At 41.9% G+C, this 24,683-nt stretch carries 19 protein-coding genes and 1 pseudogene; 14 read left to right on the top strand and 6 right to left on the bottom strand.

The annotated features are described in order from the left end of the window. The first annotated feature begins 738 nt into the window (after positions 1-738). From IM676_RS12805 to IM676_RS12785, 5 genes are read left to right on the top strand one after another with little or no spacing between them, the layout of a single operon-like run. Positions 739-1,239 carry a DUF2231 domain-containing protein gene (locus tag IM676_RS12805; protein WP_200987256.1) on the top strand — a complete coding sequence of 167 codons (501 nt, stop codon included), beginning with the start codon at positions 739-741 and terminating at the stop codon, positions 1,237-1,239. Continuing rightward, positions 1,236-1,841, top strand: a complete 606-nt coding sequence (locus tag IM676_RS12800; RefSeq protein WP_200987255.1) for a DUF2231 domain-containing protein — start codon at positions 1,236-1,238, stop codon at positions 1,839-1,841. The genes IM676_RS12805 and IM676_RS12800 overlap by 4 nt, the downstream gene beginning before the upstream one ends. A gap of 9 nt (positions 1,842-1,850) precedes the next feature. Beyond that, the gene (locus IM676_RS12795; protein WP_200987254.1) at positions 1,851-2,762 is read left to right on the top strand and encodes a cytochrome c oxidase subunit II; all 912 of its coding nucleotides are present in this window, start codon (positions 1,851-1,853) and stop codon (positions 2,760-2,762) included. A gap of 6 nt (positions 2,763-2,768) precedes the next feature. Further along, on the top strand, positions 2,769-4,430 hold the full coding sequence (gene ctaD / locus IM676_RS12790; protein ID WP_200987253.1) for a cytochrome c oxidase subunit I: 1,662 nt from the start codon (positions 2,769-2,771) through the stop codon (positions 4,428-4,430). A 43-nt stretch (positions 4,431-4,473) separates the two neighbouring features. After that, positions 4,474-5,088, top strand: a complete 615-nt coding sequence (locus IM676_RS12785; RefSeq protein ID WP_200987252.1) for a cytochrome c oxidase subunit 3 — start codon at positions 4,474-4,476, stop codon at positions 5,086-5,088. A 585-nt stretch (positions 5,089-5,673) separates the two neighbouring features. Here the strand turns inward: IM676_RS12785 and IM676_RS12780 are convergent. Beyond that, positions 5,674-6,972: an RNA-guided endonuclease InsQ/TnpB family protein gene (locus tag IM676_RS12780; protein ID WP_200987251.1), complete on the bottom strand. Its 1,299-nt coding sequence runs from the start codon at positions 6,970-6,972 to the stop codon at positions 5,674-5,676. Positions 6,973-7,014: 42 nt separating this feature from the next. On the opposite strand from IM676_RS12780, the gene IM676_RS12775 reads away from it, so the two are divergent. Then, complete coding sequence (locus IM676_RS12775; protein ID WP_200986765.1) at positions 7,015-7,161, top strand: hypothetical protein; 147 nt, start codon at positions 7,015-7,017, stop codon at positions 7,159-7,161. Between the two features lie 287 nt (positions 7,162-7,448). Here the strand turns inward: IM676_RS12775 and IM676_RS12770 are convergent, their stop codons facing one another. Further along, positions 7,449-9,653 (bottom strand): phosphoketolase family protein, encoded by a 2,205-nt coding sequence (locus tag IM676_RS12770; RefSeq protein WP_200987250.1) that lies wholly within the window; start codon positions 9,651-9,653, stop codon positions 7,449-7,451. A gap of 272 nt (positions 9,654-9,925) precedes the next feature. Here IM676_RS12770 and IM676_RS12765 point away from each other — a divergent pair, with 272 nt between their 5' ends. Both IM676_RS12765 and crtO read left to right on the top strand, forming a co-directional pair. Beyond that, on the top strand, positions 9,926-11,272 hold the full coding sequence (locus IM676_RS12765; RefSeq protein ID WP_200987249.1) for a cytochrome P450: 1,347 nt from the start codon (positions 9,926-9,928) through the stop codon (positions 11,270-11,272). Between the two features lie 548 nt (positions 11,273-11,820). After that, entirely contained in the window at positions 11,821-13,515 is a 1,695-nt protein-coding gene (crtO, locus tag IM676_RS12760; RefSeq protein WP_200987248.1) for a beta-carotene ketolase CrtO, read from the top strand. A gap of 735 nt (positions 13,516-14,250) precedes the next feature. On the opposite strand, the gene IM676_RS12755 is transcribed toward crtO, so the two are convergent. Further along, positions 14,251-16,464, bottom strand: coding sequence for a GumC family protein (locus tag IM676_RS12755; protein WP_200987247.1), 2,214 nt, complete (start codon positions 16,462-16,464; stop codon positions 14,251-14,253). Positions 16,465-17,120: 656 nt separating this feature from the next. Here IM676_RS12755 and IM676_RS12750 point away from each other — a divergent pair. Beyond that, a complete protein-coding gene (locus IM676_RS12750; protein ID WP_200987246.1) occupies positions 17,121-18,446 on the top strand; it encodes a glycosyltransferase family 4 protein in 1,326 nt (441 codons plus the stop codon). 347 nt (positions 18,447-18,793) lie between these two features. Here IM676_RS12750 and IM676_RS12745 read toward each other — a convergent pair. After that, positions 18,794-18,919: pseudogene (locus IM676_RS12745) on the bottom strand (IS200/IS605 family transposase); the annotation flags it as partial. Between the two features lie 160 nt (positions 18,920-19,079). On the opposite strand from IM676_RS12745, the gene vapB reads away from it, so the two are divergent. The 3 genes from vapB to IM676_RS12730 all read left to right on the top strand — a co-directional run bounded on the left by vapB (position 19,080) and on the right by IM676_RS12730 (position 20,625). Continuing rightward, positions 19,080-19,316 carry a type II toxin-antitoxin system VapB family antitoxin gene (gene vapB / locus IM676_RS12740; protein WP_200987245.1) on the top strand — a complete coding sequence of 79 codons (237 nt, stop codon included), beginning with the start codon at positions 19,080-19,082 and terminating at the stop codon, positions 19,314-19,316. Positions 19,317-19,360: 44 nt separating this feature from the next. Then, complete coding sequence (locus IM676_RS12735; protein ID WP_200987244.1) at positions 19,361-19,843, top strand: DUF29 domain-containing protein; 483 nt, start codon at positions 19,361-19,363, stop codon at positions 19,841-19,843. 152 nt (positions 19,844-19,995) lie between these two features. Beyond that, a complete protein-coding gene (locus IM676_RS12730) occupies positions 19,996-20,625 on the top strand; it encodes a DUF3782 domain-containing protein (protein WP_200987243.1) in 630 nt (209 codons plus the stop codon). A 279-nt stretch (positions 20,626-20,904) separates the two neighbouring features. Here the strand turns inward: IM676_RS12730 and IM676_RS12725 are convergent, their stop codons facing one another. Next, positions 20,905-21,549 (bottom strand): bifunctional 4-hydroxy-2-oxoglutarate aldolase/2-dehydro-3-deoxy-phosphogluconate aldolase, encoded by a 645-nt coding sequence (locus IM676_RS12725; RefSeq protein ID WP_200987242.1) that lies wholly within the window; start codon positions 21,547-21,549, stop codon positions 20,905-20,907. 190 nt (positions 21,550-21,739) lie between these two features. Here IM676_RS12725 and IM676_RS12720 point away from each other — a divergent pair, with 190 nt between their 5' ends. Both IM676_RS12720 and IM676_RS12715 read left to right on the top strand, forming a co-directional pair. Next, on the top strand, positions 21,740-21,916 hold the full coding sequence (locus IM676_RS12720) for a hypothetical protein (protein ID WP_225880356.1): 177 nt from the start codon (positions 21,740-21,742) through the stop codon (positions 21,914-21,916). Positions 21,917-22,081: 165 nt separating this feature from the next. Then, positions 22,082-22,561: an Hsp20/alpha crystallin family protein gene (locus tag IM676_RS12715; protein ID WP_200987241.1), complete on the top strand. Its 480-nt coding sequence runs from the start codon at positions 22,082-22,084 to the stop codon at positions 22,559-22,561. A gap of 94 nt (positions 22,562-22,655) precedes the next feature. Here the strand turns inward: IM676_RS12715 and IM676_RS12710 are convergent, their stop codons facing one another. After that, on the bottom strand, positions 22,656-24,602 hold the full coding sequence (locus tag IM676_RS12710) for a polysaccharide biosynthesis protein (protein WP_225880355.1): 1,947 nt from the start codon (positions 24,600-24,602) through the stop codon (positions 22,656-22,658). Positions 24,603-24,683 lie beyond the last annotated feature (81 nt).

Here is a 24,683-nt window from a genome sequence, read left to right as displayed (position 1 = left end):
TCCCCTTGTAAGGGGAGGGGACTGGATTTTATTGTTTCGGAGTGTCCCCCATTCCCTGCTCCGGTGCTCCGGTGCTCCGGTGCTCCGGTGTTCCCTAAGATAAAAATTACCTGTTGAAAACTTATCAAACATTCTCTAAGATTTGATTTTAACTCCCCCATCTTACTTCGTTGAAGATGGGGTTTCTACATCCCCTTAAAATTTAAAATCCTGATATTTTTAACTTCAATTATTAATCAATAATAAATCAGTATATTTATTATTTTATCTGAAATTTTTATTGATTGGTATTTTTTTATTCAGATTATATGAATTTGTGTTGGTGATCACAGATTTATAATTGGTAAATGTTGCTGATTTTACTTTTTCATCAAAAATATTTGCATTATATAATCATTAGCAGAATTTGATAATTTTTTTGACAATTAGTAAAAAAAACGTTAAGGTAAGGTATAGGTAAAACCATCCCAAGAGAATACAACAGTTTTGTGGGATTAATTAAAAATTGCTGTTGTATATTATCGGCATGAACAGATGAATTGAATTGAATCGTTGATGATAAATAGTAACTGCATAGCTTTGTAAATCAAGCCAGATGTAGCAGTGAAAAGTCTTGACATTGACCGGATTTCGCCGCGGATATCTCAAAAAAATCCGGTTTAATGCAACTAATTGTAGTGGTGTGGGGGCTGTAAATATTGACGATTGAGGGGCAATAAATATATCCAGGAGAACACAATGCTTGAGTATCTGACATCTTTAAATGAGCACAATTTGCCGTATCCAGATACGATGCACCCCATCGTTGTGCACTTTGTAATTGCGATGGTTTTGTTTGCATTCTTCTGCGATATACTCGGTTATTTTACTGGTAGAACTCATCTGTTTGAGGTGAGTTGGTGGAATATGTTTGTGGCGACGATCGCTATCTTTGTGGCGATTATTTTTGGTCAATTTGAAGCCGGTTTAGCACTACCATACAACCAGGTAAAATCAGTGTTAAATGTACATACATTAGTTGGTTGGTCGCTATCGGGAATTATTGCATCCATTACAGCCTGGCGGTATGTGATTCGCAGCCGCAACCCTTACAAATTGCCGATTCATTATATGCTCGCTGGGTTGTTGTTAACCGTAATTGTGGGCGTGCAAGTATATCTGGGAGACCAACTAGTGTGGGTATATGGACTGCACACAGTACCAGTTGTTGAAGCAGTCAAGGAAGGTATCTTGCGATGAACTCGGAATTAATTGATCAAATAAGCGGGCAATTGGGGGCTAATGGACTACCGTACTCCATTCCCATACATCCCAACTTAGTACATTTAACCTTGGGTCTGTTCATCATTGGCATTACCTTTGATCTTGTAGGTATACTGTTCCCTTGGCAAAAATGGGTGTTCAAGTTTTTAGCCATTCCGGTAGAACCTGCCAACTTTTTTGATGTGGGGTGGTACAACATGCTTGGCTGTACTATCATGACTATTTTCACTGTAGCGGCGGGCTTTTATGAAATGCTGCTGGCAACACCATCTGCTGATGTCAAAAGTGCCTGGGGAATGCAGGCCATGGAAACCATGCTTTGGCATGGTGTGGGTGGGGTATTCTTACTAGGACTAATTCTAGGGATGACGCTGTGGAGAGGATGGCAGCGTTTTGTTTGGAGTCAGGACCCAGGGCAAGAAGTGCAGTGGAGTTATATCGCCACGGGAATAGTAGTGATGTTGATCATGTATGTCCACGGCACACTGGGAGCGCAAATGGCGGCGGAGTTTGGCATACATAATACAGCAGATAACTTGCTGAGAATGGGCGCAGACCTAAACACAATGCTCAAGTAACTAACAATTATGGACTTGCGGAAGATTTTAAATATTTTCACCGTGTTGGTGGCTGCAACCATTGTGACTGTGATCAGTCTGTGGATAGGACAGCAGGCTTATAGCTGGCTTCCCCCCCAAGCAGCAGCAGAATCTCAGCTAATTGATGATCTAATTAGCTTCTTAGTCACCCTGGGTGCATTCATCTTTTTAGGTGTAACCGGTACTCTGATGTACTCGATTATTTTCCACCGGGCGCAAAGGTGGGATTTGAGCGATGGCCCCCACATTGAGGGTAACGTTACCTTAGAGGTGGTATGGACAGCTATCCCCATTATGTTGGTATTGTGGATTGCTGCCTATAGCTACCAAGTCTACGAAGAAATGGGGATTCAAGGACCCATGGAACTGGTGCATTTGCATAATCCTTTAGGTATGGAATCGGCTGATGCAGCACCCCCGGAGGAAGGGGAACCAGTAGAAAACATTGATGTAGTGGCTAAACAATGGGCGTGGGTGTTCCACTATCCTGAAAGAAATGTTACCAGTACAGAATTGCATTTACCAAGCGATCGCCGGGTACGTTTAGCACTAAAATCAGAAGATGTGCTACATGGCTTCTATATTCCTGCATTCCGCCTCAAGCAGGACATTGTACCTAATCACACCATTGACTTTGAATTTACACCCATCCGTGAGGGAGAGTATCGGTTAACGGATTCTCAATATAGTGGTACATACTTTGCCACCATGCAGGCCAATGTAGTTGTGGAATCTCCCGAAGATTACCATCAATGGCTGTCCTACGCTGCCACCCAAAAGCCCACACCAGCGCTAAATCAGGCAGCCTCCGAGTATGCCCAAGCTGCCGATCAGCCAGTGAAAAACGGTTGGGCGAGAGTAGCACCAGCCCCATCTCCTATCGTTAATTATCCTGGGTAATGACCAATGACACATATCTCCGTTACAGGCATCAGTCACCCTGATGAGCCGCCAGGTAGCTGGAAAAAATACTTCAGCTTTAGCACCGACCATAAGGTAATTGGTATACAGTACCTGGTCACCTCATTTATTTTCTTTCTCGTCGGCGGGATCTTCGCCATGGTAATTCGGGGAGAACTAATTACACCCGAATCTGACCTAGTAGACCGCACCGTTTATAACGGGATGTTCACCATGCACGGCACTGTCATGCTGTTCTTGTGGACATTTCCTTCCCTAGTAGGCTTTGCCAACTATCTAGTACCCCTAATGATTGGGGCGCGAGATATGGCATTTCCCCGACTCAATGCCGTGGCCTTTTGGATGGTACCGGTGGTGGGGATTCTGTTAATGACCAGTTTCTTAGTTCCTGGCGGTCCAGCCCAAGCTGGTTGGTGGTCTTACCCCCCTGTGAGTCTGCAAAACCCCACGGGGAGCTTAATTAATGGTCAAGTAGTTTGGTTACTGGCAGTAGCCATTTCCGGCGTTTCTTCCATCATGGGTGCTGTTAACTTTGTTACCACCATCGTCAAGATGCGCGCTCCGGGGATGGGCTTTTTTCGGATGCCTTTATTTGTCTGGGCAGTATTTAGCGCCCAGATTATCCAATTGTTTGGATTACCCGCACTCACAGCGGGTGCAGTGATGTTACTACTAGACCTCACCGCAGGGACTGCCTTTTTTAACCCCAGCCACGGCGGTAATCCAGTGATGTTTCAGCATTACTTCTGGTTTTACTCCCACCCGGCTGTTTACGTGATTATCTTGCCCATCTTTGGCATTTTCTCAGAAATATTCCCAGTCTACGCCCGCAAACCATTGTTTGGCTACAAAGTAGTTGCCATTTCCTCAATGTTAATTGCGGTAGTCAGTGGTATCGTCTGGGTACACCATATGTATGTCAGTGGTACACCTGGTTGGATGCGGTTAATATTCATGCTCACCACCATGTTTGTATCCGTACCCACAGGGATTAAAGTATTTGCTTGGGTAGCGACCATTTGGGGGGGTAAACTGCGGCTAGATACAGCCATGCTATTTTCCCTGGGTGGCTTAATCATGTTTGTATTTGCGGGTATCACGGGTATTATGCTTTCCTCTGTACCTGTGGATGTACACGTCAATAATACTTACTTTGTGGTCGGTCACTTTCACTATGTCCTCTTTGGCACAGTGACCATGGGTTTATACTCTGCAATTTACCACTGGTTCCCCAAAATGACCGGCAGAATGTACTACGAAGGCTGGGGTAAATTGCACTTTTGGTTAACATTCATTGGTACTAACCTTAACTTTTTACCCATGCACCCCTTGGGTTTGCAAGGAATGTTACGCCGGGTTTCCTCCTACGCTCCAGAGTACGAATTTTGGAATATTATCGCTAGTCTGGGGGCTTTCATGCTGGGAATGTCCACTTTACCATTCATTTTCAACATGGTGATTTCTTGGATGCAAGGGGAAAAAGCACCGGATAATCCTTGGAGAGCGATCGGACTAGAGTGGATGGTTTCTTCACCCCCCCCGGTGGAAAACTTTGAGGAAATTCCCATCATTATTTCTGAACCTTACGGCTACGGTAAATTAGAACCCTTAACAGCCAACAACCCCGCATTAAAACACCCAGACTAAACTTTAGTCATCCTCTGGGTTTAAAAAAGGAGAATTCCCATCCATGGACAGTTCTATCAACTCAGAAGAGTTGCAATTAAATCACTATCACACAGGTGTTGAACACGAACACGACGAAGAAGGCAATAAAATGTTTGGCTTCATTGTGTTCCTACTATCGGAAAGCGTTATCTTCCTGAGTTTCTTCGCTGGGTATATCGTCTACAAAACCACAACTCCTAATTGGTTACCAGATGGAGTTTCCGGGCTAGAAATTATAGAACCGGCCATCAATACAGTCATTCTTGTTTCCAGTAGCTTTGTCATTTACTTAGCAGAACGGGCCCTACAAAAACACGATTTAAGGGGATTTCGCATCTATCTAGCGGCTACTATGGCAATGGGTACCTACTTTTTAGTGGGTCAAGGTATTGAATGGAGTAACCTGGAGTTTGGGTTTACTTCCGGGGTATTCGGTGGGATGTTCTATCTGCTGACTGGTTTTCACGGTTTGCACGTTCTCACTGGTATTCTGTTACAGTTGATTATTTTTTTCCGCTCTTTCTTACCGGGAAACTACGATTCTGGTCACTTTGGGGTCAATGCGACTTCCTTATTCTGGCACTTCGTAGATGTGATTTGGATTGTTTTGTTTATCCTTATCTATATTTGGCAATAGGTTTTTGGGGATACTTCTGTTCAGTCGGTGGTGTCCCCATTTTTTTTACCTATGGTTGATGGTTCACAAAGCGATACCACTGGCGAAAATTACTTCCGGTGCTGACTGCTAAACACAGACTAAGATATAGTCATCCTATTTGAGTTGAGAAATTATCAGTAGGGCGGGCAGGATGCCCACCCCACAAGATTTATGATATTAAGGTGTGTACTTTATTTACTTGAAAAGTGCTGTATACTGGTTTATTTATACATGAGTTTAAAGTTTTTTTTAAACACCATATAGTTACTGAGAGGATGTTTGATAAGTCATGATTAGTGTATCAACTATTCCTTGACCCCACCCTAACCCTCCCCTTGTAAGGGGAGGGGACTGGATTTTATTGTTTTTTGTGTGTTCCCCAATCCTTCCCAATCCTTCGGTGTGTTCCCTGTTCCCTAATATAAAAATTACCTGTTTAATACTTTCCAAACAACCTCTGAGAATATGGATATATGAGTCAGCAAGATGATAAAGCTTTATTTCAGAAAAAGGCTCTCAAGAATGCTTTAGTTGACCTCTCCCCGCCATAAATGGACGGGGATTCTAAACTGTTGCTACCAGAAGGGCTAAAGCCGCTTCCCTCCGCTTTTTAGTTTTGGTTTCCCAGATGCGATATCTGGTAGCGAGGGTCAAAACTCGCCTACAGACCTTGACCAGATTTAAATCTAGTTGTGTCTCTACTTTGCGAAGAATATTCGCAGCACCATTCAAATCAGCGTTGATTAATTTACCTGCACCAGTACGATACATTCCACGTTTTACTCGTTTTCCACTTGGTATCCACCCTTCAGGTTTTGCGCCGAAAATAGGTAGAAAGTCACCATCTAAAAAACTAGCTTTACTAGTATAGGACTCTTCGGTTTCAACAAATTTGATGCTGTAGTATTCGCACAGTTGTTTAACTCGTTCCTTTAATTTAGCTGTTGGTATTTGTACAAAAGATTGAGTTGTTTTACCCAACTTTGCTTCTTGTTTCTGTCCTTGATTCCACCCAAAAACAACTGTACCAATTTTGTATTTAATGCAGTAGTCAACAACTAATCTAGCTGCTTTATTTACAGCATCTCTCACTTGTCGGTTACGCTTTTCTGTGATGTGGGCTAGTTGTTCATCCCAGTATCCTTGTGGTTTACCTTCCTTTAAGGTACTAACACGCTTGTTGTACCATTGGTTAAGAGATTTAATTTTGCGTCCATCAACAATAAAACTAGTTCCAACATTAGAAACACAGCTTAACCAGTTGTTGATGCCGGGGTCAATTGCTAGAGCATACTGAGGATTAAAATTAATTTTTGGTGATGACTTTTGCTCATAGACAAATTCAGCATAAAAGCATCGGTTTCTTGGTAGTATTCTTAATTCCTTAATATCTGCAAACTTCAGGTTTGAAGGCATTGGCAGCAAGAAACTATCAAGTTTAAACCAACGTTTAACAGTACTACCCAGCGGTATTTTTATATGATCACCAACAAGTTTCAATGCTTGCTTTGGGTAGGTCACAAGTGAATACCCTACACCTTTACGATATTTCGGTAGCTTGGGCTTAAAATGCAATTCACCTTTGCTGTACTTCTTATCCAATTCTTTAAAAGACTTGAATGATTCTGCTACAGACCTCAAAATTTGTTGTGCTGCTTGAGAGTACAAAACTTGATAATGTTTATTTGTCTTGTATTGTTTTTCTAGATCGTATTTACCAATCAACTTCCTCGTTTTGAAGTATAACTGACGAGCGTAGTAGATACCACAATTTGTCAGTTTATGGGACTCTGAGCAAATAAACTCAAGGACTGCTCTAAGTTCATTATCTGGTTTAATTAAGTTTTGCTGACATCCATACATTGTTTTCACCTCCTTGATATATACTAACGATTTATGTCAATTATGAAGGGAAAAACATTAACAATACGTCTATCTGAGCGGAGAAGAAATAAACTTTATTTATATGCTGCTCAAAAAGATAAAACTATCACTGCTTTGATTGAAGATTGGATTGATAGCCTAAAACTCGAAGGGGACACAGCAGGCTGAAGCCTGCCAAGTCGCGTTTCATCCCCTGTCTAAAGCACGAAGTACGCAACTGCGTTGCTGCTTCTCAGGGGCTTTCACGCTCCCGCCAAGTTCCGGTAAAATTAGAATATCGACTGGCTGATTTAGTTAACCAAGCCTATGAACTGACAGCACAGGAGATTGATTTAATGTGGAGAACAGCACCGCCGAGAATGCCTATTGCTCAATTTTCTAGGTAATATAACTGATAATGAGATACCCAAGTCCTTGAAAGGAGTTGGGTATGTAGTCAAAGCTGGAAACCGAATTTAGTGGATTAATTCAATGGCGCGTTTAGTCAATTCTTCAGCAGTTAACCCGTTAAAGGCCATCAATTCCCCGGCGCTGGCGGTGGTTTCCCCACGTTTCCAGGCGAAAGTATCACGTTTGCAGTTGCTGCGTAACATGATTGGTTCGAGCATGGCCGCTGCGCCACCAGTGACACCAATTAATGCATCACCGCTGAATAATTGGGTAAATTGAGCATCATCCATGAAACCGCCATCGGGTTCTGAGCAAGTTTCCCAAGCTGTGTCATGAGGACGATACAAACGGCGGGGGTTAATGATGGAAACAATTTTTACGCCTATACCTTCAGTTTCTAGGAAAGCGGCGGCTTCAAATACGGGAATTAAGGTCATATCGCCAATGACTGCAAATACAACTTGTTTATCACCGGGAACTTCTTGTAATAAGATTGCGCCGTCTGCTAAACCTTGGCGAGTTTGTTCTAAGGTAGTACGAATGGGTAAGGGTGATTTACTGGCGGTGATGACGATTCCTTTATTTTTGGTGTTCAAAGCCCAGTCATAACAAACTTGAATGCTGTTAGCGTCGGGGGGAAATAGGGGGAAAACATTACCATTACGCATGAGGGAAGCAAAGTAAGCTTCAATTTCTGGGCGTTGGTGTGTCCAACCGTTGCGCCCTTGCTCTAATGCACCGGCGGTAAATAAGGTAATGGTTGAGGGAGTTTGACGGCGTAATTCTGCCATGGCTTGGATGACTGTTTGCCAAATTGGTAACCCGTTGATGGCAAAGGATTCATAGGAACACCATAGGGTTCTCGCACCCATGAGGGCTAAACCTGCAGCTAAACCTGCACAAGCATCTTCACTCAATGGTTCATAAACTTGACCGTTGGGTGCTTGGTTATATAAATCGTCGGTGGTGGGGTGAATGACTTTGAGGGCTTGGTTAATGTTAGCAATTCCTGATGCTTCGTTACCGTCGGCGTTGGTGACTAGGAATTTACTATCTTGTTTACCGACGATTCCCACTAAGCGCCCCATGGCGGTGGTGGAAACTTGGGGGTCACCGGCGACTGTATATTCTTCTAGGGGTAATTTCCCTAGGTCTGGTAATGGTAATTCAAATTCTGTGACTACTGTTTTGGCTGCGGGTCCGCCACCGGCGCGTTCGGCGTTGGTTCTGACTGTTTCCCAAGCTTCTGGGGGGAGGGCGCGGGTTTGCAATGCGCTGATAATGTGGGGTGCGTCTAGGGTGTCTTTGGGGTAGAGGTTATGAGATTTGGAACCGCGGGCGTGAACCCCTGCGCCTTTGAGTTGTTTAATGATAAATACGGTAAGTTTGCCGTTGAGGGCGGAGTGGGCGGCTTTATCTATGCCTAAAAGTACGGTTTTGGTGAAGGCTAGGCGCTGCTCAAAGGAGAAGGCGGTACTATCAACATAGTCCCCTGGTTGGTGTTGGTCGTCAAAGTCTTTGGCGTCTACCAGGATGACTTCGGCAAAACCGTTTCCTTGCCAGTAGGCTTTCATTTCGGCGTTGGTTTTGAGGGAAACCATGCTATGATGTTCTTGGCTGTAGCCGTTCCACACTAGGACGGGTAAGAAGTTGGTGGCACTGGGATAGGCGGTGTTAAAATGTGCCATGGAACTCATAATGTATGGTTCACCTAGTCCGCCGTCACCCAGGGTGAAGGGGAATAATTTATCTGGGTGCAGCAGTGCGGCTGACATGGCAAAATGTTGTCCTTGTCCTAGGGGTCCGGCGGGTGCGAGAATGCCGGGGATGTAGCCGGAAAGATGCCCTAAAAGTCCGTGCTTTTCCCGGAAGCGATCGCGTAGTTGCTGTACTGTATTAATCCCCATGTCTTCTAGGGAGCGGTCTAAAAACATGGCGCTATAGAATCCGGGGGCGTGGTGTCCCACTTCTGTCATGATGTTTTTATGACCTAGCATTACCAAGGCTGCATAGGCTTCTGCTTGACTGGCGAAACCCCCTGGATGTCCGGAAGCTTTACTGGCTGTGACTTGTAGGGTTAAATAGCGCAGGGCATCGGCAGCTAGTAAGGTTTGATATACCGCTGCGGGATCTGTGGGGTCGGCGATCGCCTTTTTTCCTGGTTCTATTGCAGCTATTTTACCATAAGTTGCAAAATTTGGCAAGGCCTCACCAAAATATTGGATTCCTTCACAAAAATTGGGCAGGGCGGAAGATGCTGTGGATGTCATACTGAGTACCTTATAAAAACTGGGCAAGCTGTAGATGCTTAATGAATTTAACAAAAATTTTATATCTTTGAGGTAGTGAGGATTTATTGCTTTTTCACAAGGTGAGGATAAGAAGTTTAAATCGTTATCTAGCCCAGAGGGAATTATTTTGAGTTATTTTAAGTATTATTACTGGATAAAACCTAAAAACTCGACACTCACATTCTGGTCTTGAGTATAGGAATTGATGGCAAGTTGAAATTGAGATTAATTATTTGACCCTCTGAGTGATCATGAATCTACCTAACGAATTAAGGACACCTGCATTACTGCAAACTCTCCAATTAATTGCCCAACCTACCAAATTTCTAGAAACTTGTGCTGCCAAATATGGGGATATATTTACAGTGCGTGTACTAGGTTTAAAATCACCCCCCATAGTATTTTTTAGCCATCCCCAGGCTATTAGTGATTGTTTTGCCATCCCTGCTAAATTCTTAGATTTTCAGCAAGCCACCCATGTATTTAAACCATTATTTGGGGAAAATTCTATTGTATTACAACCAGAGCGATCGCACAATCGCCAAAGACAATTATTAATGCCCGCCTTTCACGGTGATCACCTGAAACTCTACGGAGAATTAATTCAGAAAATTACTGAAGATAGGACAAAACATTGGGGATACGGTACCAAGATTGTCACGCAGTCAATCATGGCAGATATAACCTTAGAAATTATCTTACAAGTAGTCTTTGGTATTAGTCCAGGGGTGCGTTATCAACAATTAAAAACACAACTCAGGTCATTATTAGAAGATATAACTAAACCATTATATTCCAGTTTATTTTTTTTCCCACCTTTACAAAAAAACTGGGGTAAAAAAAGTCCTTGGGGAAAATTTATCCACAGACGCGCACAAATTGACCAACTGATTTATGCCGAAATTGCTCAAAGGCGGCCTCAAAATGACATCACACCTACAGATATTCTCGCCTTGCTCATGTCAGTACGTGATGAGAATGGAGAGGAAATGACCGACCAGCAACTACGTGATCAATTAATGTCATTACTACTATTAGGTTATGAAACCACAGCTGGAGTATTAACTTGGGCTTTCTATTTAATTCACTCTCACCCCCATATACACCAGCGACTAACTCAAGAGTTAAATTCTTTAGGTACAAAAGCCAAGGCGGAAGAAATTGTCAATCTACCCTATCTTAATGCAGTCTGTCAAGAAGTCTTGAGAATCCATCCCATTGCCTTAATTTGTACCCCCAGAATGGTCAAAAATCCAGTAGATATTATGGGGAATAAATTTAGTTATGGGACAGTTTTAGTTCCCTGCATTTATTTAGCCCATCGCCGACATGAAACTTATGCAGACCCAGAGAAATTTCAACCAGAAAGATTTCTGCATCAGAAATATTCTGCTGGTGAATATTTACCTTTTGGTGGTGGTTATCGTGGTTGCATTGGTGCAGCCTTTTCTATGTATGAAATGAAATTAGTATTGGCTTCAATATTAATGCGATTTCAACTCACACTAAATCATAAAAGAAATATACATCCTGTACGTCGTGGTATTACCATTGTCCCTAGGGGAGGTGTACCAATGGTAGTAAATAATGTCAAATAATGTCAAATTACTCATATTTGTATATAACTTACTGTAGATACATTCTTGAATATCCAGAGTTTAAATTAAGGAGTATAGATAACCAAAGATATAACGAATCAAATATTCATCCTAAGAGGATGTTTGTCAAGTCATGATTAGTGTATCAACTATTGCTTGACCCCACCCTAACCCTCCCCTTGTAAGGGGAGGGGACTGGATTTTATTGTTTTTTGTGCGGTCGGTGAGCGAAGTCGAACCGTGTTCACTAATCCTTCCCTGTTCGGTGTGTTCCCCATTCCCTAAGATAAAAATTACCTGTTGAAAACTTATAAAACATCCTCTAATAGTCATCCTATTTGAGTTGAGAAATTATCAGTGAGGAAAGGGAACACCGGAGCAGGGAACAGAAATTCTTCATGAATCATTTAGGATTGCTATATATCCCCATACACAAGTGTTTAGCTGATGAACAAAGCCATCAAGTGTATAATATGGCAACTATCAACAACATTTTCTAAAACCCAAATTATAATAATAACTTCTCACCACATTATCCAAGCACAAATATGCAAGAGTATGATGTTGTTATCATTGGCGCAGGACATAACGGACTAGTATGTGCGGCGTATTTGCTCAAAGCTGGTTATAGCGTTCTGCTGCTAGAAAAGCGTCCAGTTCCAGGTGGTGCAGCCACAACGGAGGAATGCTTACCCCAAGAAGCCCCAGGATTTAAATTTAACTTGTGTGCAATTGATCACGAATTTATTCATTTAGGCCCAGTTGTCGAAGAATTAGAACTAGAAAAATATGGTTTAGAATACTTAGATTGTGACCCAGTGGTTTTTTGTCCCCATCCTGATGGTAAGTATTTTTTAGCTCACAAATCAGTAGAAAAGACCTGTGCAGAAATTGCCCGTTATAATGAACGGGACGCTAAAAAATACGCAGAATTTACAGACTACTGGCAAAGGGTGATTAGTGCCATGGGTCCGATGTTTAACGCTCCACCCAAATCATTTATAGATATTTTTGGTAATTATAACATCCAAAAATTCAAAGATTTATTTTCCGTCATCGGTTCACCATCTAAAAGCTTGGATTTTGTTCGCACCATGTTGAATAGTGCTGAGGATATTCTAGAAGAATGGTTTGATGAAGAATTCTTAAAAGCCCCACTGTCTCGACTCGCTTCCGAACTCGGTGCGCCTCCTTCACAAAAAAACCTAGCCATTGGTGTGATGATGATGGCTATGCGTCATCATCCGGGTATGACTAGACCCCGCGGGGGAACTGGGGCTTTAGTCCAAGCATTAGTTAAATTAGTTACTAGTAAAGGTGGTAGGATTCTCACAGAGCAACAGGTAGAGAAAGTATTAATTGACAATGGTAAGGCTGTGGGTGTCAGAGTTGGGGGAGGTCAAGAATATCGGGCTAAATATGGCATTATTTCCAACATTGATGCTAAACGTCTATTTTTACAACTTATGGACACTGATGAGGTGGATGATGCTGACCCGGAGTTACGACCAAGATTAGAACGCCGGATCATTAATAATAATGAAACCATCCTGAAAATCGACTTGGCTTTAGATGAACCTCTGCATTTTCCCTACCATGACCACAAAGATGATTATCTGATTGGCTCGATCTTAATTGCAGATTCCATGGCTCATGTTGAACAAGCCCACAGTAAATGTACCTTGGGAGAAATTCCCGATACTAACCCCTCTATGTATGTGGTCATGCCTAGCGCCCTTGATCCTACATTAGCACCACCAGGTAAACATACTCTATGGATTGAGTTTTTTGCTCCCTACCAGATAGCAGCTGCACAAGGTACAGGTTTAAAAGGTACGGGTTGGACAGATGAACTCAAAAACCAAGTTGCAGACAGAGTAATTGATAAGTTGGCTAACTACGCGCCAAATGTGAAAACAGCAACTATCGCCCGTCGGGTGGAGAGTCCCGCGGAATTGGGAGAAAGATTAGGAGCTTATAAGGGAAATTATTATCATATTGATATGACCTTAGATCAGATGGTGTTTTTCCGTCCTTTACCAGAATTAGCAAACTATAAAACACCAATTGAAAATCTATTTTTAACTGGTGCGGGAACTCATCCAGGTGGGTCAATTTCGGGAATGCCAGGACGTAATTGTGCTAGGGTATTTTTACAAGCCAAGCATCCTTTGGCTCAAGGTTTTAGAGATGCTAGGGATTCATTGAAATCTACTGTTGGTTCGGTATTTGGAATTAGTTAACAGATGTGGGGGCAACTCACCTCCTGGATTGGGGGTGAGTTTATATATTTTTTTAGAGGATGTTTGATAAGTTTTCAACAGGTAATTTTTATCTTAGGGAACACCGGAACACCGGAATGGGCAACAGGGAATGGGGAATGGGGAATGGGGAACAGACAAAAAACAATAAAATCCAGTCCCCTCCCCTTACAAGGGGAGGGTTAGGGTGGGGTTAAACAATAGTTAATACACTAATCATGACTTTCCAAACATCCTCTAAGTCTGGGAAAATATATTCAGCAGACTTGAATGGTTCCCTAAATATATTAAGAAAGGTAGCTGGGGACTCTATCTTTGATGGAAACTCAGTAGAGAGGCTTGTAGTTAGCCCAGTCAGGTTTAGACCTTACCAAGCTAAAAATATTTGACTATATTTTTAGTAACTATTCATCATCTAAATAAGTAGATACTGGTAATTTCTATGGTGCAAGATATTATTTTCTGCTTAAAAGAAGCTGCTCTCTACTATATATTGAAAAAATATTCCACACCGCAAAATACTGCGGAATGTTTCGTCAATCCTCCCTGTGGCTGTGCAAATCCTGGGAAAGAACTCCAGTGTGAAGACTGTATATATCTAGAATCCTGTTTGTCTCACATCAAACTGGGTCATAAACCAACTCCATAATCTGGGCAATCTGCTACCATGGGGTATGAAAAGCTAATGTTCCCATGGATAGCACCGGGTGGGGTGGCTTATTTATCCTCACTTTGGTAGTAATAATAGTTGTAGTAACTGTCTGAATGACGCCGCTGTCCATTCGCAACTACACCTAAAACATTAATCGGTGAATTTTTCAGATCGGTTAAAGCCTGCTCAAATACAGAACGGTCTGTTTTATCCATCCTGGCGATCATCACCAGACCGTCGGTTTGGGCAGCTACGTAATTAGTATCAGCTAGCCCCACAATGGGAGGAGCATCATAAATCACTAAATCAAAGGTATCTTGAAACTGTGCCATCAGTTTTTTCATTTTCCCTGATGAGAGTAACTTAGGTGCATCGGGGGGAATAGGTCCAGAAGTAATGATAGATAAGTCATTCATACCAGGTAGTGGTGTGACTACATTTTCTACGGACATATCCGTGGTAATTAAACTACTCAACCCCCAGATATTACTTACATTTGCGAACCTATGAATACTAGGGCGGCGCAAATCTGTATCTACCAGTAATACTTTTCTCCCCATGGATACAGCTACTTGAGCCAGATAAAAGGCAATTGTACTTTTACCGTCACCTTGCATAGAGGAGGTGATGGTAATAGAACTGATGGGAGTATCAGAGCTTAATAATTGTATATTTGTGTAGAGCAGCCTGATGGCTTCGATAAAATTGTTAGCGTAATTGGTATATTGTTGTTTGGCTACAGTGGTTCTCTGGGTAGTAGTTTCCATTTGCCCATTAGAGAATTGCATCAAAGCATCTTTGAGTTTGAGGGTTGGGGATTTACCCCGCTGTATTTCTTGGTTAAAGGGAATAGTCCCTAATAGAGGAACTTTGATTCTTTCTTTGAGGCTCAAAGGATTGTGATAAGTATGATCTAGCTTTTCTATGAGTAAGGCTGCACCAATCCCCAGGGAGATACTCGCGGCAATTCCCAGAATAATATCCCGGATAATAGTTGAAGAGACTATAGGATCTATTGGTAGGTTAGGTAACTTAATTAATTGCCAACCTTGTTCCGTCTGAGAGGTTTGAATCAGCAAATCTTCCCGGGCGGATAAAAAACGATTCAGACTTTCATTAGCAATACCTAAACGGCGTTGTATTTCTGTATATTCTCGGATGAGGGTGGGTAATTCCTGGCGTTCCCGTTCTAAAATTCGGCGATTCTTTTCTAGTTCTTGTTGATTAACTTCTAAGGATTTGAGTAATTTATCTGCTTCTGCTCGCCTGGTTTGGATATATAGTTGTGATTCTCGCTCGATTAATGGTTTGAGGTTGTTCTGTTTTTCCTTGAGTGTAATTAGGGTGGGGTTTTCATCTTGAAAAATAGCTGATTGTGTGGCAATTTGAATGTCTAATTGGCGAAATTCTTCATTTAATGCCCGATATACAGGATAGTTATCCAGTACTGACCTGACACCATCTTCAGTTTGTAAGAAATTCCAATCAGTACGAGCTTGGGCTAGTTGTAGTTCCAGTTGTTGCAGTTGTTGAGTTAAAGCTGTGGTTTGTCCTGCAATTTCACCAGCTAGGACTTCTGGACCGAGAAAGTTATACCTACGTCGGAACTGTTCCAATTCTTCCTGAACCTGGTTGACGCGTTTTTGTATATTGGGTAGTTCTTCATCTAGATATTTTAAACCTTGACTGAGGTTAATTCGCCGTTGTTCTTGACTGTAGGCTAAATAATCTTGGGAAATTTGCTCTAATACATCTTTGGATTCCACTGGGTCTTCGCTACGATACCTAACCTGGATAATTTTGGTTTCTCCACCTAGACGAGAAATCGTTAATCCCCGACTCAGATATTCATAGTTGATGTTCGGATAGTTAGCTTGTAACTGTTCAATGCTTTTTTGCAGAACTTGAGGACTCAAGAGGACTATAATTTGAGTTTCGTAATCTAAGCTCTCTCGAGCCGAGGGGTTGATGCTACCCTCTAAGTTTAACACTCTACTGTTATAACCCACAGGTTCAGCCAGCATCTGAAACCGGCTTTCATATTCGGGGGGTTTGGGATTTAAGTAAATATTTAGACCTAGACCTGTGAGCACAGCTGTGGCTACTCCCACAACAACTACAACTCGACGCCGTAACAAACTTAAAAATTCTTTATAATTCCAATCCTCCCCTTGGTGCTGATTTTCCAGAACAGGGGAATAGGGAAAAAATGGGGTGATGGAGTTTCTCGTCTGTTCGGGATTTAGGAGTTTATCAGTTTGGTTCTGACTAATAGACATATGTTATACTAAAAGAACTAAGTAATAAGCTGGGGTTACATTCAAATAGAAATCTAGACACAGTTAACTAAGAGTAGATGATGCTAGAAAACTATGTTTGTAGTTTTAGTCCATAATCCGAAAACTACAGGAAACTACAGGGATAAAAAACCATCAGTGAGAGTAACTGTATAGTAGCAAGATTATCTCATGTGCGATTACGAAAGTTAAGGTAATAGGGGCTACAGCCACAAAATACCTACATCCTGTGTATCTAAAGTCAGGGGGTTTGGCGGGCTTGTTGGTGTAGATGTTAACTTTTTTTTGCTGTCTGAGGAGAAGAGGGGTATTGGTATGATACGTTCATAAAAATATATACAAATCATAAATGTTGGTGTATGAAATAACCAGGTGAGATGCTAATATCATAGCAAGATAAATCACAATTTAGTATGAGGTTAAATTAATTTAACCTCATCTGGTATTTTATATCAGCTTATATGGTCAAATATGGTCAAACTAGGGTTAATCTGAAGGATATTTTACAAGTGAGGATTATTGTGTCAAATATTGCTTGACCGTTGATAATGGAGAAATAATGTGATAAAAATTACCTGTTGAAAACTTATCAAACATCCTCTTACCTACACCCCCAACTTGTGCCAAATTCCTAGAGTATGAAAAATTCCCAACAGATCAGCAACCCATTAGGACAGTCTACGGTAGATGGTACAAACAAAAGTGATGATTGTTCCTATGAGCAGAGATTTAAGTTATCTGTAGTCACACAGTTTTTTCCTCCAGACTATGCTGCTACAGGACAATTAATTGAGGAACTGGTGCAGCAGTTAGAACATCAAGGGGTAGAGATTGATGTGTTTACCAGTCAACCGGGATATGCCTTCAGGATGAGTCAGGCTCCCCGTATGGAACTGCGTGAGCAAACTAGGATTCATAGGTCTCGGACTTCGCAAATGTGGCCTCGGAGAATTCGCGGTAAGGCTATAAATGGACTTTTATACACCATTCGTGCTTTTTTATATCTGCTCGCACCTTGGCGGCGAAGTAATGTATTGCTGATCACGACAGCACCACCATTCTTGCCCATTGTGGGTTATTTGGCTAATATGCTGTGGAAGTTGCCCTATGTTTGTATAGTCTATGATTTGTATCCAGATGTGGCGATCGCACTGGGTGTAGTATCCAAGCAGCACTGGGTAACAAAACTTTGGCAAGGGTTAAATCAGCGAGTGTGGCTCAAAGCTGGGGGAATTGTGGTTCTCAGTCCGGAGATGAAACAACGGGTTGTAGAGTACTGTCCCCAGGTGGCCCATAAAGTTTCTGTAATTCATAGCTGGGCTAACCCAGATTTAATTGTACCTATTGCCAAATCAGAGAACTGGTTTGCTTGGAAGCACAAGTTAGTCAATAAGTTCACAGTCCTATACTCTGGGAATATGGGGCGATGTCATGACATCGATACTTTGTTAGGCGCTGCCATAGAATTACAACATGAGTCTGTGCAGTTTGTCTGTATTGGTGGGGGTGCTAAACGGGAAGAGTTGATTGCTAGGGTATCTCAATTAGAGCTAGGTAATTTTACATTTTTACCTTATCAAGATAAGGAAGATTTAGCCTATTCTCTCACCGCTGGCGACCTGTCTTTGGTGAGTGTTAGCCGCAGCAGTGAGAGTTTAGTATTACCTAGTAAGTTATATTCAGCATTATCATCTGGGAGGCCATTGGCAGTAGTTTGTTCACCCTACTCTAGCTTAAGACAAATAATTACCGAGGCTGAATGTGGGGCGGCATTTGACAATGGGGATGGTCACGCACTGGCGGAGTTTATCCGTTTATTGCAAAGTAATCCAACACTAGCAGAACAGATGGGTAAATCGGGACGGGAGTATCTAAAATCCCACTTTACACCCAGAATTATTGCCCAACAGTACCTTCAGGTTTTACTACAAACAGCGAATATTAAAAAGAGTAAAAATTTTTGAAATTATTGCTTGAATGTGTGGTACAATCGGTATAACAAGATAAATCTAAAAAGGGAATAATCCCTGATATGATTTTTCATCTCTCTTTGAGTAAAAACTAATAGTTCCTATCGGCATAGGCTGATTTTTAAGGAGTGAACTTTGACGGTCTAATTGATCTCAGTTTCTCCAAACGTAACCTTCCTATTGATTTTGATATTAGGGGGCCGAATTGCCCAGAAGGTGTGACCGAAATCTGAAACGTTCCAAACAAAGAGCTATTTACTGTCCTATCCATAGTTGTTATCTAGATAGTGTCAGTCGCAAATATAAAGTTATCGAAAAAATAAGTTTAAAACTCCGTCGTTCTACGACGGCTTTTCTTGATTCTGGATATATTTCTTAAGCACCTCAAGTGGCGCACCACCAACAGAAGACACCAATTAACTAGGACTCCATGGTGAGGTATGTGGCTCGGATTCAGGATGAGGTATTTGAACTGGATACACCCCCTAGTTTTAACCCCCGGGTTTGGTAGGAGACAGGGCGATCGCCTGGCAACAGCGCTGCCGCTATCGCCTAAAATCTCTCAAATGTCTGGACTGAGGATATAATATTTGTATATCCATGGCTAGGGGCTGATGGAGGTGTGTTATGGGCAGTGTACAAACCAGTATTTTTAGAACTAACAAAACTCAGGCGGTGCCTTTACCGAAAACTGTTGAATTACCAGAAACAGTTAAAAAAGTCACAATTGTTGCTGTGGGTAACACTCGCATAATTACCCATGTTGGGGAATCTTGGGATACATGGTTTGATAATTATCATGTATCATCAGACTTCATGAACTCTCTTGAACTGTCAAGAATCACCGACCTTGAAGGTCGGTGAGTATATCAAAGTATAAAGATAATTGTCTCTGTGTTCATAAATATATGAGTCAGACACTCAAAGAAACCAATAACCAGCTAAAGAACTTGTATAAACAAGATTTTTATCAGTGGATACAAACTACAGTTAAAAATATCCGTAATCAAGATTTAACTTTTATAGATTGGGAAAATTTATTGGCAGAGTTAGAAGATTTGGGGAATGAACAAAAGCATCAACTAGAAAATCGCTTAATAGTATTATTTGAGCATTTACTGAAACTAACTTATTGGCATCAAGAGAGAAACTATAATAGTCGAGGATGGAAAGGGACAATTATAGAACAAAGAAAACAAATTAAAAAACTGCTCAAAAGGAATCCCAGTCTTAAGCCTTACTTACTGGAAATATTTGACGAAGCTTATCAAGATGCTAGAGATATTACAGTTGTTAAAACCGGACTAGAACCGAAGATATTTCCTGTAGATATAGCTTTTACTACTGAGCAAGCTTTAGATGAAAATTGGCTGCCTGAAGAAATGGAATAATAATAAGCTGAAAGTCATGTCTGAGAGGATGTTTGATAAGTTTTCAACAGGTAATTTTTATCTTAGGGAACAGGGAACAGGGAGCAGGGGGTCTAAAAATCGCTGTAGAATAGGAAAATATAGATATTTGCATAAAATTACGAGTAAAGCCCATGGCTACCACTGCCGATGAAGTTTGGCAACTATTAGGAGAGTTACTCCAAGCCCAAAAGGAAACCGATCGCAAATTCCAAGAAACCAATCTCAAATTCCAAGAAACCGATCTCAAATTCCAAGAAACCGATCTCAAATTCCAAGAAACCGATCGCCTGCAAAAAGAAAATGCCCGGCAAATCAAAGAATTAGGTAAACAGATTGGAGGATTAGGTGCTAAATTTGGCAGTTTCACCGAAGGGTTAGCTCTCCCTTCCATGGAAACCATCTTGCGCCAACAATTTGGCATGGAAATTATCAGCCCCAGTGTGAGGGTGAGCAAAGGTGGAGAACACTTAGAAATAGACGTGCTGGCATATACTAATGGGGACATCAACAGGGCGATAGTTGTGGAAGTCAAAAGCCACGCCAGGGAAGAATCCATTACTCAGTTAGTCAACCTACTCTCCAGGTTCCGCCATTTCTTTCCTGAACATCAGAATAAACAAGTATATGGAATCCTAGCGGCGGTGGATATGTCTGCTCAACTGCGAGAAAAGGCATTGCAAGCAGGATTGTATGTGGCCCGGATTCAGGATGAGGTATTTGAACTGGATACACCCCCCAGTTTTAACCCCCGTGCTTGGTAGGAAATACGGCGTTACCCTGTGTGATCGTCTCTGGTGTTGGACGCACAGCTAAACCAGTCGGTTTTTAAGCTATTAGGCTCTTAATTTATTCCATTTATTCCCTGGCTCCCAGTAAAATATATATAGCAGGGGGCAGGGGGCACCGGAGCAGGGGGAAGCCTTGAAACGCTTGAATTTCAATGGTTTTATCTTCTGTTTGTGTCCTAACCACCTTGGCGGTTGCTGTATAGAGTCTGCATTTGACTTTTAATTTTTTATATGCTAGAGTATATTAAACTCTTATGATGTATAATTATTAAGTCTATCCATGAGTTGATGAGAGTGGGAGGCGATCGCCTGCCAATTGCCAGATTTTACCAGTGGTTCTGGGAATAATTGACCGCTCAAACCCACAGCGATCGCCCCGGCTTGGATAAAATCCTCAGCATTGTCTGGAGTCACTCCCCCAGTGGGAATTAAGGGAATATGACCTAGTGGCCCTTGTAAACTTTTAATGTAGTTCACCCCGCCCACAGCTTGCACGGGAAACACCTTGACACAGCTAGCTCCCTGAGTCCAAGCAGTGACGATTTCCGTGGGGGTCAAAGCACCGGGAATAATGGGGACATTTTTGGCTAGTGCGGCTTGAATCATCGCCACATCAACATGGGGAGTAAAGAGAAATTGCGCCCCACAGGCGATCGCCTCTTGCAGTTGCTGGACATTGAACAGCGTACCCGTACCAATTATACAGTTTGGTAATTCTGCCCGTAATTGACTAATTAATTCTCCGGGACGATGGCTATTCCAGGTAATTTCAATTAACTGCATTCCCCCAGACGCCACCGCCATAGCCATTTTGACCGCTATGTGCATATTTGATGCGCGGATAACGGCGATCGCCCGGTGTTTTTGCAGATGTGATAACCAAACTTGATCAGACATGGATGTGATTTTGCACCTGATTCCTAACTAGCTCGTCCCTGAGGAAGAAGCATATATCTAGTATCATCCAACCTGAGCCAGATGGAATTAGCAGTCAAGACATTTAAGCTGAACTTAGTTACAGCCTAAACCTACCAGGTGTAAAACCCTATACCGCGCGGTGAGCCAGAATTTCCCACGATTAATTCCTATGCTTGATGCAACTATCACCAACATAGTCGATGGGGTGCGTCAGTACGCTCACCCCTCAACCGGTAATGCGCGTTTGGTCTTAATTGGGGAAGCCTCCCACGGTAACCATGAATCTTACCAGCAACGGGCAGAAATTACCAAGGGACTCATTCAAGAACAGGGATTTACAGCTTGATGATACCAAGGGGGTTCAACCTCTAGACTGCGTTCCTACCTGGGGAATGGGAGACGCACCCGAAACTTTTCCCTCTGGTCTTTAGAAAACTGTTTTTTACCCCGCGCTCACATCCCCAATCAGTCTGTGTGACTCACTCACTCATGTAATTTGGAGCTAAAAATTATGGTATTAAGTCGCTGGGAACCTTTTAGAGAAATAGAAACCATGCAAAGACAGATGAATCGTCTCCTTGATCAAATTGCTGGACCTGGTGAAACTGGGGATATCTTGAGCGATCGCTTAACATTTGTACCCCCAGCAGAAATTGACGAAACCCCGGAGCAAGTCACCCTGCGGATGGAAATTCCCGGTATTTCACCCCAGGACTTAGATGTTAAAGTCGCAGCAGATACAGTTTCCGTCACCGGTGAGCGTAAATCTGAAATCAAAGAAGAAAAAACAGGGATGCGTCGTTCAGAATTTCGTTATGGCAAATTTCAAAGAATAATACCCCTACCATCTCGCATTCAGAACGATAAAGTACAAGCAGATTTTAGAAATGGTGTTTTATGTCTCACCATGCCTAAAGCCGAAGAAGAAAAGAGAAGAGTAGTTACCATTAGCTTACCAGGACAAGACCAGAAAGAGCTAACCGGCACCTAACCCCCCATTTTTTTGTGAACCAAGGGGCGATGCTCCCTCAACAGTAGTATTAAATTAATCTATCGCCCCCTTACCTATCAAACCATGTAGAAACCTACGCAGATTTACTCATCACTTGCGATGATAACTGTGGAGGGCAATATTCAGGAACCACCACTTTCAGCAACGATAAGAGAGTATCTCTGTCTTCTTCTTGGGCGGCTAAAAATAGCTGATGCAGATATGGCTCTAGCTTTGTCCAAGGTATCATTGCTTCCTGGGCAGCATAAATTTTCGGGTGTATAGTTTTTTTAACATTATCTTCTTGAATCAACAGCTCTTCATAGAGCTTCTCCCCTGGACGTAAACCTGTGATCTTAATCTCAATATCCTTCCCTAAAACTAGACCACTCAGTTCCACCATTTGCACCGCCAGATCGTAAATTTTCACCGGTTCCCCCATATCCAAGAGGAAAACCTCCCCCCCCTCCCCCAGAGCACCCGCTTGAATTACCAGGCGAGCAGCTTCGGGAATGGACATAAAATAGCGAGTAATTTCGGGATGGGTAATAGTAATGGGTTGTCGCTGCAAAATTTGTTGTTGAAATCGGGGTACTACTGACCCAGTACTATTTAACACATTACCAAACCGCACCATAATCAAACGAGTGTAGGTGTCGGGATGTTTTGATAAAGCTTGCAAAATCAACTCAGCCACTCGTTTGGTTGTTCCCATCACACTGGTGGGACGTACAGCCTTATCGGTAGAAATCAATACAAAAGTCTCAACTTTACACTCATTGGCGATGCGAGTAGCTACTAGTGTACCGTAAATGTTGTTAATCACCCCTTGGGCTGGGTTCATTTCCACTAAAGGAACGTGCTTGTAAGCCGCAGCATGATATACAGTTGCGACATCATATTCTGTAATTACCTGTTTGAGACGTTCTGCATCAGTTACTGAGCCTAAACAAGCAGAACAAGACAAATTAGGGTAGGCTTCTCGTAACTCTATCTCAATGCTATATAGTGCAAATTCATTTAATTCATATAGAACTAGGTGGCGGGGTTGTTGTTGAGCAATTTGACGACAGAGTTCTGAGCCAATAGAACCACCCGCACCCGTGACTAAAACAGATTTATTTGTGATATTGACTTGCAGTAACTTGGGATCTGGTAGAACTTCCTCACGTCCTAAAATATCCCCTATATTGATTTTCCGGACTTGAGCAATGGAGATTTTACCAGATATAATTTCTGCTAGGGTGGGTACTGTTTTGACTTGTATATCTAGAGCTTTAAGTTCCGCAACAATTTCTTGCTTTCTTTTGGGCGTTGCTGATGGAATTGCTAGGAGTACAAGCTGTACCTGGTACTTGTTAATTAGATATTCCAATTTCTCAGGGCTATAAACCTGAATGCCATTAATCGCATGTTTCCATAGTTGTGAATTGTCGTCCACAAAGGCTATAATCTGAAAGTTGTTATCCTGAGCAAGTGCTTGGGATAGTTGAAATCCAGCTTGTCCGGCTCCATAGATAATTACTGGTTCCAGGTATCCCTTGCCATCTGCTACATTGCCATTGAGTAGAGATTGGGGTTTTAATCTCAGGGGGGAACTTAAACCATATAACAGCCATCGGGCTATGAGTCTGACTTTGACTATTAAAATTAGTGTGATTAGAGTATCTAATATCTGAACAGAGATGGGTAGGAAATTGACCCGGAAAATCAAATCTAGGATGATCAATCCTCCTTGTCCCAGAATAACTGATTTGAATGCTGTGTATAAAAAGGCAAACTCACTGTATTTCAGTACATTTTTGTACATTCCCAGTAGGGAAAATAACAGGATTTTTCCGGGAATCAGCAGAACAATATAAGGGAGATATTTCTCCAGCAGTTCTAAAGGAAATAAACTCTGGGAATCTATGGAAAATGCAATATAAATTGCCAATAAAAATAGTAGAGAGTCAGTGAAATACAGAATCAGATGCTTTTTTGTTCTTGAGGAAGTCTTGAGAAAATGGGCAATATTTTTGATAAAAACAGTTTTTTTCAAAACACTAAGCAGAAAATATGTTATTCGCATAATTATGTATGTGGAAGTGTGATCAAACAGTTTTAAAATTAAATCTGTTAC

It is taken from the genome of Anabaenopsis elenkinii CCIBt3563 (assembly GCF_015245355.1).
Lineage (GTDB): Bacteria > Cyanobacteriota > Cyanobacteriia > Cyanobacteriales > Nostocaceae > Anabaenopsis > Anabaenopsis elenkinii.
Note: the sequence above shows the minus strand (reverse complement) of the source record. Positions and strands in the feature narration are given on the sequence as shown.

Bases quoted from the DNA above. Each gene is read 5' to 3' on its own strand.
- IM676_RS12805 (WP_200987256.1), top strand. From the start codon at position 739: ATGCTTGAGTATCTGACATCTTTAAATGAGCACAATTTGCCGTATCCA.
- IM676_RS12800 (WP_200987255.1), top strand. From the start codon at position 1,236: ATGAACTCGGAATTAATTGATCAAATAAGCGGGCAATTGGGGGCTAAT.
- IM676_RS12795 (WP_200987254.1), top strand. From the start codon at position 1,851: ATGGACTTGCGGAAGATTTTAAATATTTTCACCGTGTTGGTGGCTGCA.
- ctaD (WP_200987253.1), top strand. From the start codon at position 2,769: ATGACACATATCTCCGTTACAGGCATCAGTCACCCTGATGAGCCGCCA.
- IM676_RS12785 (WP_200987252.1), top strand. From the start codon at position 4,474: ATGGACAGTTCTATCAACTCAGAAGAGTTGCAATTAAATCACTATCAC.
- IM676_RS12780 (WP_200987251.1), bottom strand. From the start codon at position 6,972: ATGTATGGATGTCAGCAAAACTTAATTAAACCAGATAATGAACTTAGA.
- IM676_RS12775 (WP_200986765.1), top strand. From the start codon at position 7,015: ATGAAGGGAAAAACATTAACAATACGTCTATCTGAGCGGAGAAGAAAT.
- IM676_RS12770 (WP_200987250.1), bottom strand. From the start codon at position 9,653: ATGACATCCACAGCATCTTCCGCCCTGCCCAATTTTTGTGAAGGAATC.
- IM676_RS12765 (WP_200987249.1), top strand. From the start codon at position 9,926: ATGAATCTACCTAACGAATTAAGGACACCTGCATTACTGCAAACTCTC.
- crtO (WP_200987248.1), top strand. From the start codon at position 11,821: ATGCAAGAGTATGATGTTGTTATCATTGGCGCAGGACATAACGGACTA.
- IM676_RS12755 (WP_200987247.1), bottom strand. From the start codon at position 16,464: ATGTCTATTAGTCAGAACCAAACTGATAAACTCCTAAATCCCGAACAG.
- IM676_RS12750 (WP_200987246.1), top strand. From the start codon at position 17,121: ATGAAAAATTCCCAACAGATCAGCAACCCATTAGGACAGTCTACGGTA.
- vapB (WP_200987245.1), top strand. From the start codon at position 19,080: ATGGGCAGTGTACAAACCAGTATTTTTAGAACTAACAAAACTCAGGCG.
- IM676_RS12735 (WP_200987244.1), top strand. From the start codon at position 19,361: ATGAGTCAGACACTCAAAGAAACCAATAACCAGCTAAAGAACTTGTAT.
- IM676_RS12730 (WP_200987243.1), top strand. From the start codon at position 19,996: ATGGCTACCACTGCCGATGAAGTTTGGCAACTATTAGGAGAGTTACTC.
- IM676_RS12725 (WP_200987242.1), bottom strand. From the start codon at position 21,549: ATGTCTGATCAAGTTTGGTTATCACATCTGCAAAAACACCGGGCGATC.
- IM676_RS12720 (WP_225880356.1), top strand. From the start codon at position 21,740: ATGCTTGATGCAACTATCACCAACATAGTCGATGGGGTGCGTCAGTAC.
- IM676_RS12715 (WP_200987241.1), top strand. From the start codon at position 22,082: ATGGTATTAAGTCGCTGGGAACCTTTTAGAGAAATAGAAACCATGCAA.